This window comes from Leuconostoc sp. (assembly GCF_965300815.1).
The window spans coordinates 1-14106 of the sequence record NZ_CBDKZH010000012.1; the positions used below are offsets into that span (position 1 = coordinate 1).

The window sequence follows — 14106 nt, forward strand, 5'->3', positions numbered from 1 at the left end:
TTCCTTTTTTTTTGTTTTCTTTTTCGGGCACTTCTTCGGCTTCGGCTAATGGTGGCACAGTCTCATTTGATGTGTCAACCGGTGTTGTCGCCGTTTCAGTTTCTGATGTCTTGGCATCAGTTGTGACCGTCGTCTCATCCGTCGTGCTGGTCGTCGTTTCTTCAGTTGGTGCTTCGTGATTGGCCGCAGTTTTCTTACGGAAAATATCAAATAATCCCATCGTTAACCTACACTTTCTGTTACTTTATCTAAATCGACTGCAATCATTTTTGACACACCCGCCTCTTGCATGGTCACGCCATACAATAGGTTGGCTTTCATCATCGTCCCTTTCCGATGGGTAATGACAATAAATTGGGTACCGCCGGCAAAATCTAACAAATATTTGGCAAAGCGACTCACGTTCGCTTCATCCAAAGCTGCTTCCGCCTCATCAAATACCACAAAAGGTACTGGGCGGACATGCAAAATGGCGAAAAGTAACGTCATAGCAGTCAAGGCCTTTTCACCACCCGACAACAAGCTCATTTGTTGGAACTTTTTGCCTGGTGGTTGGGCAATAATGTCAATGCCTGTGGTCAGCAAGTGCTTAGGATCCGTCAAGCGAATCTCAGCCTGGCCACCACCAAACATTTGCGCAAAAGTTTCTGAGAAACGCGCTGCAATGGCGTCAAAAGTCGTTTTAAACCGGACCCGCACTTCGTCATCCATTTCGTCAATTGTTTGGAGCAAAATTTCTTTTGCTTGTCGTAAATCATCGCGCTGTTGCGTCAAAAAGTCAAAGCGTGCTTTAACCGCTTCATACTCTTCAATCGCGCCCAGGTTAACCGTCCCAATCTCGTCTAAACCACGTTTAACGAGTGCAAGTTGTTCAGTAATGGCTGGCAATTCCTGCACATCATGCGTCCCAATAATATCGACGATGTCGACTGTCTCATATTGCGTCAATAATTGTGACTGACTATTGTCGAGTTGCGTTTCAAGGCGTGCTAATTGGGCAGCCAATTGACTCTGGACCCCAGTTTGTACCCGTAAGGTTTCTTGTTGCGTGGCTAACTGCTCTTCCAGCAACACCACCTCATCTGACAGCAGCGCAATCCGCTGTGTTGTAGCATCACACGTCTGTTGGGCTGTTGCTAAACGTGCTGTGGTTGCTGCAATCACAGCGTCATTTTGGCTATTATCTTTGGCAGCTTGTAATTGTGCTTGTAAGTCAGCTAACGTATGGGCTACTGCAGCTTGTTGCTGCAGTAAGTCCTCATGTTGTGTTTGCAGTAATTGCACTTGGCTGGTTACACTATCGCGTTGGGCTTGCACCGTCGCATAGGCCGTTTGCACGGCTACTTTTTCCGCATTAGAGGCTTCTGATTGCTGTGAAATAGCCTGTAGTTCCGCATTCAAGCGAGCCGTCTCCGCCTCTTGTTTGGTCTTTGCGGTTGTCGCCTCTGCCAATGCCGTTTGATTTTGTGTGGCCTGCGTTTGGCCTTCGGCCAATTGTGTTGCCAGCTCGTTTAATTCAAACTGCAAAGCTTGGACAACACGGGCTTGCTGTTTGACCGCATCTTGACGGCGTGATAATTCATAATCTACCTTGGCTGTTTCATTTTTAGCCGTGGCGAACGCGGTCTCAGCCGTCTGCAAAGCTTCGCGTAGCTGGTCACCAGTGGCGCGCTGTGCTTGTAGTTGTTGTTCAAGCGTTTGGGCTTGCGTGGCTAATTCATCCACACGGGCCGTGAGTTGCTTCAATTCCGTCTGACGACTTAAAATTGTTGCCCCACGTTGTTGGTTGGCCCCACCAGTTAGCGAGCCCCCAGCATTAACGACTTGGCCATCAAGGCTCACCACGCGGAAACGATATTGACCCGCTCGTGCGATTTGCGTCGCGTCATCTAGTGTGGCTGCCACAACGGTATTGCCCAATAAATTACCGCTAATACCCGCCATACCTGCCGGCATCGTAACCAAATCTTCTGCAATCCCAACGAAGCCTGGCATCTCTTTAATACGCTCAATACCAGTCAAACGCCGTGGCTTAATGGTATCGATGGGTAAAATTGTGACCCGTCCCGCCCGTTTTTGCGTCAAATAACGAATCACCTGCTTTGCTGTGTCAGTTGTATCCACCACGATTTGCTGCAAGGCGCCACCAAGGACGGTTTCAATCGCTTTGGTATAGTCACTTGGTACTGCTAACAATTCAGCAACCACCCCTTGGATCCCTGGAAACTTTGCTCGAACCGCTGGTTGCATGACCGCCCGGACACCTTGATAAAAGCCAGCGTACTCATCTAACGCATGCAATGCATCGCGTTGACTTTTAGCCTTATTTAAATCATTTAGGGCCGCATACCATTGCTTTTCAGTTTGTTGATAACTTTGCGTTGCTTGGGCCAATTGTTGCTTGAGCTTGGTAACCTCTATTGACAAGACCGTCAGATCGCTGTCATCGGCTGTTGTTGGTGTGTCACCGGCAGTAGCTGCCAACAATTCTTCGTGCTTCGCCACTTCCTGTTGTAACCGTTGCTGGAGAATTTGTTGCCGACTCTGCAATGCTTGTTGCGTCTTGTCATCATGTTGTAACGCATTATGTAAGGCGGCAATGGTTTGCATTGTTTGGATATATGCATGCCGGTTTTTCTCAAGGTCAGCTTCAAGCGTTGCTTGTTGGGTCGCAGATGCTTGGTTGTCAAAAGCAGTCAGTTGTCGTTTTAACGCTTGGCGTTTCTGCGTTAGGGCCGTTTGTTGTGCCGTCACCGCTTGCAGTTGTGCGTCAAGATCGGTCACACGTTCAGCAATCTCTTGTGCGCGAACTTGCTGGTCAGCAATTTTTCCCTGTAGGGTTTCAAGCTGCTGAGAACTGAGGTTTTGTGCCCCAATCAGTCGCTCACGGGCTTGCGTTTCTTGCAAAATAGTGGCTTGCAAGGCATCTCGCGTCTTTTGTTCATTGACGCGGGCTTGCCGTTTTTGCACTAAGGTTTGATTGAGCGCATCGACAGTTGTTTTAGTGTGGTTCACTTGCGCATCTTGGCGGGTGAGTTCAGCCGTCGCTTGCGCCTTTTGTTCAACTAATGCTTGTTGTGTCAGCGCTAACCGAAGACGATCTAACGTGTCAAAACGCGCTTTTTGGGCGATATAATCGGTTGCCTGCGCAGATTGTTCAGCTAAGGGTTCAATTCGGCCTTCAATTTCATGAATAATGTCGGCCACGCGCGCTAAATTATCAGTTGTTTGTTGTAATTCCTTTTGTGCGCGTTGTTTATTTTGTTTATATTGATAAACACCCGCGACTTCTTCAATAATACTGCGACGGTCTTCTGGTTTAGCATTAAAAATGCTTTCCACCCGACCCTGTGAAATAATTGAAAAACTTTCCCGTCCCAAGCCAGTATCCATAAATAGTTCATGAATATCTCGCAAACGACTTTCCACGCCATTAATTTGATAGCTACTCTCACCGGAGCGATACAATTTACGGGTGATACGAATTTCACTAAAATCTGATTTGATATAGTGATCGGTATTATCAAAAGTCATCGAGACCTCGGCCCGATTTAAAGCGGGTCGGGTATTGGTCCCACCAAAAATGATGTCTGCCATTTTGGTACCGCGCAAATCTTTGGCACTCTGTTCACCCATTACCCAGCGAATCGCTTCGATAATATTTGATTTTCCAGAACCATTTGGTCCCACAATGCCAGTCATGCCTGGCATAAATTCAATAACCGTTTTATCAGCAAAAGACTTAAAGCCACTGATTTCAAGGGATTTAAGTTTCATAAGCTTATTTTTCTTCCAATAGTTTTAAGGCTGCACGGGCCGCAGCCTTTTCTGCATCTTTAATCGACTTGCCAGTCCCGCGGGCCAACTCATGCCCATCAACAGAGACACTCGCTTCAAATACCTGTGTTTTATCAGCCATGGCTTGCTCACGTTCTGTCTGGTAATCAATGACGACCGCACCGTTCACTTGCAACTTCTCTTGTAAGCGACTTTTAAAGTCAATAAAGTGATCAAAAAAGCCGGTATCAATGGCAGCAAATAACGTGCGCTCTAAAAATTCTTGCACGGCGTCTGCCCCTTGATCCAAATACAATGCGCCGATAAAGGCTTCCCAGATATCTTCCAACAACGAGTCACGTTCACGCGCACCAGACATTTCCTCACCTTTACCCAAGCGCACAGCTTCGTTCAAATGCACTAAACGTGAGAAATGGGCGAATGATCGTGTCTGTACCATGGCAATACGCATTTCGGTTAATTGCCCTTCATGCCAATCGGGATAGCGCTTAAACAAATATTCGGCAACTGAGACTTGCATCACCGAATCACCTAAAAACTCTAACCGCTGGTAGTCCCGACCTGGTTCGTTCGGATGTTCGTTCAGGTAGTTACGCTGAGTGAGCGCTTCTAGTAATAAGTCCTCATCATGAAATACAATATTGAATTCGGTCCGTAAGTATTGTTTAAAACTGTCTTGTGACACGATTTTATCCTTTGAAGTCATAGTTTGATACTTTATTATAACAAAAAAAGCCCTCTGTTTATCACAAACTTGGGACTTCCTTTATCTTAACCGTTGGCACGTGCACGCACAACTGCTGCGATTTCTTCAACGTATTCATCAACTTGTTCAACTGTTGGGGCTTCAGCCATGACGCGTAAGAGTGACTCAGTTCCTGATGCACGGACAAGCACCCGACCATCACCAGCCATTTTCATTTCCACTTCGGCAATCTTTGCGATCACTGCTGGATCTTGTTGGATCGCAATTTTATCCGCAACTGGAATGTTGACTAACTTTTGTGGGTAAATTTGGACTTCAGCGGCCAATTCTGATAGCTTCTTGCCAGTTTCTTTCATGACATAAAGGAGTTGCAGTGCTGTGAGCAAGCCATCACCCGTTGTTGCCCAGTCACTGAAAATAATGTGCCCTGATTGTTCACCACCGAGGTTGTAACCAGATGCCAGCATCTCAGCCATGACATAACGGTCACCCACAGCCGTTTTCACACTCGTCATGCCGTGTTCAGACAATGCCTTGTAAAAACCAATATTACTCATCACAGTTGAAACCACAGTATGGTGCTTCAAGCGACCCTGTGCATCCATAAACTTCCCTGTGATGTACATAATCTTGTCACCATCGACAATCTCACCATTTTCATCAACCGCAATCAGCCGATCACCATCGCCATCAAAAGCCAAGCCAACCTGAACGTCATTTTCAGTCACAAAGGCTGCCAATGCTTCTGGATGAGTTGAGCCGACACCGTCATTGATGTTGAGCCCATTTGGTTCCGTTCCCATCATCACAAAGTCAGCATTTAAATCAGCAAACAAATGCGCCAGCAACCCACTCGTTGCTCCATTAGCGCCGTCAAGCGCAATACGCATCCCTTCCAAATCAGTTGGAATTGTTTTTTGCAAAAAGCTCAAATACTTCAAAGCGCCTTCTGGGTAATTATTCACAACGCCCAAACCGGCTGCACTCGGGCGTGGCAAATCATCGACTGGACTATCTAGCAATTGTTCAATCTCAAATTCGAGTTCATCGGATAATTTGAAGCCATCATTACCGAAAAATTTAATCCCATTATCAGCTGCTGGATTATGTGAAGCGGTGATTTGGACACCGGCATCGGCTTCAAGGTTTTGCACCAAAAATGCCACCGCTGGTGTTGTAATCACACCTAAACGCAACACATCAATTCCAACTGACAAGAAGCCAGCAATAATGGCTTGTTGCAGCATTTCACCTGAAATACGTGTATCACGGCCAACAATAACAACTGGCTTCTTATCATCTTGTGCGTGGCGTGTCAAAATAGCACCACCGGCACGTCCGAGACGGAAAGCCAATTCTGGCGTTAACGTGTCATTGGCAATACCACGCACACCGTCTGTTCCAAAATATTTTAATTTAATTTCTGACATTGTTTTGTCCTGTTCTTTTTAATTCGTTGAATGGCTGGAAGACGAGGCACTCGTCGCAGAAGATGAACTACTACTCTGATCCCCATCCATGACTTGTGTCACTTGTGCCGTTACAGATTTGACATCATAACGGACAATGCCGGCAATCGCCGGTAACGTCACTGTCAATGTACCGTTACCTTGAACTTGCGAGATATCAATCGGCACGCTCAGATCACTCATAGCATTAAGTATATCAGAAGCACCATAGGCCGTCACATTTTTTGGATCAAATGTGACTTGATATTTGTTGCTACCGGCATTTTTAAGCGTTGGTGTCAGTGATAATTTCTTACTGTCTGCTGGTGTAATCACCATTGTCACAGTCGTTGACCTTTGGTCGAAATTCACTTCAACCACATGACCATCCTTATCATAAGCCACCAAACGGACAACCTGAATTACCGTATCTTTAATCCCTGACTGTAATGCCACTTGTGCGGCGACTGTCTCAACCGCATCCACATTTGTCTTTGGCCCACTGATCGTCACGCGCTTCGGATCACTGACCACTTCACTGACCGTGTAACCTTGGGCAATTTTACTTTGATCATAGTTGACGTGAATTGGTAAAGTCACAGCGGCCTTCTTGGCAATCGTGACCGTAATCTTTTGTGGGGTTACCGTAGATGTCAATGACGCATTCACGCCGCGTAACGCAACCGTCACCGTATGTTTCCCTGGTTTTAGGCCACGTAGATCGGCACTAGCTTGAATATCATTACGACTTTGGGTAGCGGAAATTAAAGCCCCTGACCCTTCAATGTCAACGTCGACCGTTGCCGGTGCACCGACAGCAACATAATTATCACTATCAAATTGTAAATTCAATGGGACTTTTAAAGTCGCCTTTTTTTCCGGTATCAACGTCGAAAAATTATCCGACCCATTAGACGTGAGACTCGCCGTTTTTGTGCTTAACACATACGCTGAGAGGAGAATTGCGATTACCAACGAAATCACAAGGTTAACAATTTTTGACTGGCCAACTTTTTTCATGACGCCGACCTCCCTTTCTTTTGCCACCAGTGTTTTCTAGCTGCCAAATCTTCATCGGATGCCAAGAACTGATGTTTGAAGAAATTAAGGTAGCTTTCCTGATCCATACGGCGCAATAAATCGCCGTTTTGCGTGATGGATATTTCACCGGTTTCTTCCGACACTACCACCGTAATGGCATCACTGGCTTCCGAAATACCAACCGCGGCACGATGACGTGTGCCTAATTCTTTGGGAATTCGGACACTTTCAGACAGTGGCAAATAAGCGGCAGCGGCAGCAATACGATCTTTACTAATAATCACGGCACCATCATGCAGTGGCGTATTAGGAATAAACGTATTAATCAGTAATTGCCCAGAAATTGCCGCATCCAACTTAATACCTGTTTTAATGTAATCATCCAGTTGCGTCTCACGCTCAATTGTAATTAAGGCCCCGATACGCCGTTTTGACATATATTGTAGCGCATCATCTAAACTTTTGATCAGTTGATTTTCTTCTGCATTGTCAACATGCGATCGTCGTAGCGTCAAGCCACGCCCTAACGTTTCCAGACCGCGACGAATTTCTTGCTGAAAAATCACCACCAAGGCAATTGGCGCCCAAGTAATCAATTGATCCATGACCCACGACAAAGTTGTGAGGCCTAAATACCAACTCACTACTTTGACCAAAATAATTGCCCCGACGCCAAATAAAATTTGGAGTGCACGCGTGCCTTCAACAAACTGAATAATCTTATAGAGTAAGAACCAAATAATAATAATATCAACCGCGTGCATGAGGTTGGACATGGTTAAGTACGATAGCATAGGTTTTCCTTTACTGAATTTTAAGCAATAACTTGACGGCAACAATACGATGAACGGTGTTGCCCTATTCTTCGTTTTTACCTGCTAGCGCTACTGTTTCCGCATAGTTGATAAATTGGCGGATATTGATCCCCGCTTGACGTGTAATCCGGCCTTGTTCGTAAAGATCTTGAATCGTTTCACGTTGGGCATTTAAAGCGAGTAATTCAAGTTCCATGCGCTGTTTATCATCTAATTCACGCTGTTCTGGTGTATCGGGATGTTTTTCGTGTTCAATCTGATAGCGGTAAACCACAATCAGCTCATAAGCATTTTGTCTTTCCATACGGTGCAAAACAGTATCACCATCGTACTTTTCCATGTGTTGCGACAACGCCTTAATCGCAGCCTTAGCCATCTCACGAATCGCTAATGAGGTTTCCGCTTTGAACTGTTTGTTTGATTCATCGGACAACCAAATCCGGACACTACGCAAAGCTCGTCGTGTTAAAATACGGACCCAATGCGCAGAGTTATCAAACTTTTTATCCGCACCAATTAATTTTTCTAAGCGTTCTAGGCGCCGAGATTGAATGGAGAAAATTAAGATTGAAATTTTCTCTTCAACCAATAATTGCTGCAACCGATTGCGTTGCGCATCCAAAGCAATTCGCCGTAACTCTGAGTTATCAAACTGAACATCCTCAGCTTTTTCGCCCATAAGCTGTTCGCGAATTTGGGCGATTGTGGCTTGCTTCCGCGTAATCAATTCATAAACCACAGCGCGATTGGTATCATTTTGTTGCTCACGCAATGTTGCAATACCTACTTGGATGGCAAAAATACGTGCGCGTGATTCTGATAATTCAGCTTCACGGCCTTCGCCCGTCTCCGGTAACTCAGCATCAGAAATTTCTGGCTGCGTAAAGTCGTGTGATGACCGGACTTTCGTGACAATTGGTAACATAATCGTCGCGACTAATAAACTAACAATCACGACAACCGCCGCAATGAAAATCAACAAATCTCGCTGTGGAAATGCCGAACCATCTTGAATAACGGCTGGGACAGTCATAACCGCCGCCATCGTCACCGCCCCACGAACACCCGTTAGACCAGAAATAATGGCCATTTTAACCGTTGGTTTTTGATCGCGGTTGCGCAGATACCACACGACCTGATTGCCATACGTCCATAATGTCCGAATGGTAAAAATAATCAGCCAAACAATGACACCATAGAGAATCGCTTGTCCGGTATGGATTTGTGCGTTTTTGACAACCGCCACCACAATGGGCGGCAACCCAATCCCCAACAGCACGAAAATAATCCCGTTGAGCAAATACACGAAGATTTCCCACGTACGAACCGCCGTCACCGAAATTTCTGGATGCCGCGCGTTGATATGCTGATCACTTAAGATTTTAGTCAGCACCCCACCAGCTACTACGGCAATGACGCCTGAGGCATGGAAAACAGCTTCAGCTGTCCAATAAATCAAAAATGGTGCTAACAGCGTCATCACTGTATGAAACACGACATCATTTAAGCCGACGCGATCGAACGTATCGCGCAACCAACTGAGCAGACTCCCTAAGGCTAAACCAACAATAAGCCCCATGAAGGTCATCCAGAAAAAGTTCGTCACCGCTTGCCCGATTAAAAATGTCCCGACTACCGTGGCTTTAATGGCCGTGTTAAAACTCACCAAACCACTCGCATCGTTAATCAAACTTTCACCAGCGACAATATGTAAGACACTTTCTGGTAATCTAACACGTTTAGCGATGGCTTGTACCGCCACCGGATCAGTTGGCGATACCACGGCTGCCAACGCTAACGCTACAGAGTTTGGCAATTGTGGCATCAACAAGTGAATAAAGTACCCACCAATTAACGTGGTGAGTAGGACTAACAGGATAGCATTTCCTAAGATGGGACCACGTAGCTCCCATAATTCACGTTTTGGAAAGCGCCAGGCATCATTATAAAGCAACGGCGCCACAAACAATAACATGAACCAATGCGCGTCAATGTCGACATTAACCCCTAACAATAATGATAAGAATAACCCAATCACGATTTGAAAAAGACTAATCGGCACTTCCGGCACAAAGTGCGAAATAATATTAGAGAAAGTCACTGAAACAATCAGAATAACGACCAATTCAAGTATCCACATCGTTTATCTTTCTCCTATAATACGTACTTCTGTCTCCAGTGTTACCCCGTATTTTTCTTTAACGGTCGCTTGCACCAAATGGATTAAATCTTCATAATCATTACCTGTGCCATTGGCAACGTTGACCATAAAACCGGCATGTTTTCTTGACACTTCAACGCCGCCGACGCGTGTTCCTTGTAAACCGGAATCCATAATTAACTTCCCCGCAAAATAACCCGTTGGTCGCTTAAACACCGACCCATTAGACGGATAATTCAACGGTTGCTTATTGGCGCGACGGAAATTATTGTCATCCATGCGTGCTTGAATAGCCGTTGGTTCATCTGACTGAAGTGTAAACGTCGCGCTGACAATCACGCCCCCATTTTCTTGGAAAACGGATTGACGATACCCAAAATTCAGCGCATCTGCTGCAAAAGTTTGCAATGACCCATCTGGCATAATGGCTGTCACCGACGTGGCAACCATGTCGGTTTGTCCGCCATAAGCCCCAGCATTCATAAAGATGGCACCACCAACTGAGCCAGGAATCCCTGCGCCCCATTCCATCCCCGTCAACCCATGTTCCAGAGCAATTTCTGTCACAAGAATTAAATCAGCGCCGGCATCAGCAGTGATTGTCTCACCACTAACTTGAATATCGCGCAATTCGTGCAATAAAATTACCAAACCGCGTAGTCCACCATTGCGTACCACTAAATTAGATAAACGGCCAAAAACATGAATTGGGTATTGGGCTGACCGCGCCCAAGCCAGCAAAGCTTGTAATTCGGCCAGTGTTTTAGGGATTGCTAAATAATCCACCACGCCGCCCACCTGGGTGTGGGCATAAGGCGCTAGTGGTTGATTTTTTAATATTGTAATATTATCTATTGTCATTTTCTAAATCTCAACTCCGAATCTATAGTTCTATTCTACCAAACTTTGCGCCTCACCACGCACATTGCACAAAAAAAGCTTGACATATCGCCACTTGGCTAAGTCAAGCTTTTTTGGATTAATCAAACCAGAGCGCAATTTCACGCTTGGCTGCGGCTTCACTATCTGACCCATGGACCAGATTCATAATAGCGGCAGCATCCCAAGCACGTGCTAAGTCACCACGAATTGTACCAGGCAAGGCTTTAGTTGGATCAGTAGCGCCCATCATATTCCGCCAACCAGCGATGATTTCATCACCTTCACCAATCATGGCAACGACTGGACCAGACGTCATATAAGTGACCAAATCAGGATAAAAAGGCTTATCAACATGTTCTGCGTAATGCTGCGCCAACAATTCTGGTGTTGGCGTTAACATCTTCATGGCCACAATCCGATAGCCCTTGGCCTCAATACGGCGAATGATTTCACCAACTTTAGCACGTTGTACACCATCTGGCTTGATCATCATAAAGGTACGTTCTGTCATACTTACTTCCTCCAAGTCTTGTGCCTTATCTCCATTTTACACGGAATAGAAACCGCTTACAATACGTTTAACGCGCTGTTTTTTTAACATCTTCTGGTCGGTAAGTCATGGCCATGCCCTTTAAAATATTGCGCAGGTAACGGTCCCCTGCTGGCTTATAATTGCGGTGATCTGGCCGGCGCAAGACGGCACTTAGCTCGTTATTGGAAATGGTAATGCCTGCCGTTTCTAAAAAGCCAAGATAATCGTCACTGGTGTAAGACATCGCAATTTTCAGCTTTTTCATGACAACGTTATTGATGTCATCTTCTTTTGTCATATCAAAAGTTGGTGGCACTGGCTTGAGATCAGCCCCGATTTTCTGGCCACGCTGTGAAATAATCAAGCCATTCATAAAGGCTTCTAAAGTATGCATATCAACCTTTTCATCACGTGGTGTTCCTTCGGCTTGCTTGGTGAGCAACGCTGTCAATTGCGCTTCATCAAGCGTGATGCCACCCAATTCAAAAATTTTAAGCATGTCAGTCTTTTTAATATTAAGTGCGTAACGTAAACGAATGATAATATCGTTATTATTCATAATGTTTCTCCTAGTATGTACCGCGCAAATCTGCGCTGCGTTTAGTATGGATGGTTATCGTAGGTTTCCCATTTTTCATGCGCATCTTGAATGCGCTTAAACATTTTTTCCATCTCAGTTAACGTAAATTGTGTCAACACGGGACGACCATGTGGGCAATTATACGGGTTTTCAGCTTGTGATAATGTTTCCAGCAAGGTGCGTGCTTGGCTATCTGATAAATGCATATTAGCCCGAATGGCCCGCTTACAACTCATCATAATCGCCGTCCGTTCACGAAATTCAGCTACGGTCAGATGCCCATCACGAAGTAACCAATCAATCATTTCACGAATCGTCTCGGCCACCTGGTTTATGGCAAACCACGTCGGATGCTCTCGGACAATGCGTGTATTGGGCCCAAATGTTTCTAGATGTAACCCAACAGCAGCTAAATCGGCTGCATAGTCAGCGATTTTTAGCATATCTGAGGTGGCGTAATTCAAGGTAATTGGGACGAGTAGCCGCTGCTGATCAGCTGACACATCACCAATGATGTCACGATAGTATTCATAATTAACCCGTTCCTGTGCGGCGTGTTGATCAATTAAAAATAAGCCGGTCTCATTTTGTGCAAAGAGAAAAGTCCCATGCATTTGCCCAATGTAAGCCAAGTTTGGAAAGCCACTCGGCCGTGCTGGTGTGACGTCCAACGTTTCCTGAACAACCTTTTCGGTCGGTGCTTGATACGGCATTACTGGTTCTGTCACCTGATTGACCACCGCCGGTTGTTCAAAGACAGTTAGTGCCGGTTCATTGGCGTATTTTGTCGCAAATGCTTGCACAGCGTCACTGGTGAGTTGAGTGCAATTCGTAATATGAATCACCTGTGCTGAGCGATCAGTTGCTGTCTCGCTTGCCTTGACGGGTTCAGTTGGTTGGATGACGGTATCACTGGCCGTTACCCACGGTGCTTGTTGGGTAGGTTGCTGTTGCGGTGTTGGTCGATCATGTGCGGTGATGACCGACTGCTGACCATACAAATTTTCATAGGCATCTGGAATTAAATTTTCTTGGGCTAAACGTGCCTTAATCGTCTCAACGAGTAACGTTGCCAGTTCTTCTTCCTTAGCTAAACGGATTTCTGATTTTTGCGGATGGACATTGACATCAATCAATAAGGGATCCGTATTGATATTGATGACGCCCATCGGAAAACGCCCGACCATCAACTTAGAACCATAGCCGCGAATGATTGCATTAGAAACGGCAAAATTTTTAATAAAGCGACCGTTAATTAGTACCGTCAAATACTCACGTGACCCGCGCGTTAATTCTGGTAAGGACACAAAGCCAGTGATATTAAATGTATCATCTTCACCAGCAATCGCTAACATTTTTTGGGCCACATCACGCCCGTAAATCGCCGCAATTACCTGTTGCTGATTGCCATTGCCAGTGGTTTTTAATAAGGGCCTGTTATCAGCTGTGACGGTAAATGCAATATTCGTATAGGCCAATGCCAACCGATTCATAATATCAGTGATACGTGATAATTCTGTTTGTGGGCGTTTGAGGTATTTCAATCTAGCCGGTGTATTATAAAACAAATCACGAACTGAAATCACAGTCCCACGGCGGCCATTGGCTGGGGTCACCTGCACTTTCTTCCCACCCTTGATGTGATACATCACACCTGCAGGCGCCGTCTCAGTTGTCGTGTTCAGCGTCACATCGGCAATAGCGGCAATGGACGGCAACGCTTCTCCACGAAATCCCAGCGAGACAATATTAAATAAATCATGCCGATCCGTAATCTTACTGGTGGCGTGCCGCGTGAACGCTAAGGGCACATCTTCTGGATCAATACCTGTGCCATTGTCCACGACACGAATCAGTGATTGGCCGGCATTTTCAACCACCACATCAATTTGGGTAGCCCCAGCATCAATCGCATTTTCAACTAATTCTTTGACGACACTAGCCGGTCGTTCGATTACTTCACCCGCTGCGATTTGGTTCGCTAATAAGTTTGAGAGTTCGTGTATTTTTCCCATTTAACGTCCGTGCAACGTGGCACGCCTCCTACTGTCGCATTTTCTTCAAGGTATGCAATGCATTCATCGCATCAATCGGTGTCATGTTTAAAATATCCAACTGATCTAGTTGCGCTAGCAATTGTTGT

At 45.6% G+C, this 14106-nt stretch carries 10 protein-coding genes and 1 pseudogene; all 11 read right to left on the bottom strand.

Going from position 1 to position 14106, the window contains the following annotated elements; all coding sequences use genetic code 11:
- Positions 1–220 (bottom strand): annotated as a pseudogene (locus tag ACW12G_RS01745) (hypothetical protein); the annotation flags it as partial.
- A 2-nt stretch (positions 221–222) separates the two neighbouring features.
- On the bottom strand, positions 223–3777 hold the full coding sequence (gene smc, locus ACW12G_RS01750; protein WP_455647130.1) for a chromosome segregation protein SMC: 3555 nt from the start codon (positions 3775–3777) through the stop codon (positions 223–225).
- A gap of 4 nt (positions 3778–3781) precedes the next feature.
- On the bottom strand, positions 3782–4483 hold the full coding sequence (gene rnc / locus ACW12G_RS01755) for a ribonuclease III (RefSeq protein WP_029510145.1): 702 nt from the start codon (positions 4481–4483) through the stop codon (positions 3782–3784).
- 86 nt (positions 4484–4569) lie between these two features.
- Positions 4570–5934, bottom strand: coding sequence for a phosphoglucosamine mutase (gene glmM / locus ACW12G_RS01760; protein ID WP_068851956.1), 1365 nt, complete (start codon positions 5932–5934; stop codon positions 4570–4572).
- A gap of 18 nt (positions 5935–5952) precedes the next feature.
- Positions 5953–6972, bottom strand: a complete 1020-nt coding sequence (locus ACW12G_RS01765) for a CdaR family protein (RefSeq protein WP_455646222.1) — start codon at positions 6970–6972, stop codon at positions 5953–5955.
- Positions 6969–7787: a diadenylate cyclase CdaA gene (gene cdaA, locus ACW12G_RS01770; protein ID WP_029510142.1), complete on the bottom strand. Its 819-nt coding sequence runs from the start codon at positions 7785–7787 to the stop codon at positions 6969–6971. The genes ACW12G_RS01765 and cdaA overlap by 4 nt, the downstream gene beginning before the upstream one ends.
- Before the next feature lie 64 nt (positions 7788–7851).
- Entirely contained in the window at positions 7852–9948 is a 2097-nt protein-coding gene (locus ACW12G_RS01775) for a Na+/H+ antiporter (RefSeq protein ID WP_455647131.1), read from the bottom strand.
- A 3-nt stretch (positions 9949–9951) separates the two neighbouring features.
- Positions 9952–10830, bottom strand: coding sequence for a UDP-N-acetylmuramate dehydrogenase (gene murB / locus ACW12G_RS01780; RefSeq protein WP_029510140.1), 879 nt, complete (start codon positions 10828–10830; stop codon positions 9952–9954).
- A 118-nt stretch (positions 10831–10948) separates the two neighbouring features.
- Positions 10949–11362, bottom strand: a complete 414-nt coding sequence (gene ndk / locus ACW12G_RS01785; RefSeq protein WP_261638439.1) for a nucleoside-diphosphate kinase — start codon at positions 11360–11362, stop codon at positions 10949–10951.
- Positions 11363–11429: 67 nt separating this feature from the next.
- Positions 11430–11942: a YehS family protein gene (locus ACW12G_RS01790; protein WP_068851942.1), complete on the bottom strand. Its 513-nt coding sequence runs from the start codon at positions 11940–11942 to the stop codon at positions 11430–11432.
- Positions 11943–11983: 41 nt separating this feature from the next.
- Positions 11984–13978: a DNA mismatch repair endonuclease MutL gene (gene mutL, locus ACW12G_RS01795; RefSeq protein WP_455647132.1), complete on the bottom strand. Its 1995-nt coding sequence runs from the start codon at positions 13976–13978 to the stop codon at positions 11984–11986.
- Positions 13979–14106: the final 128 nt, after the last annotated feature.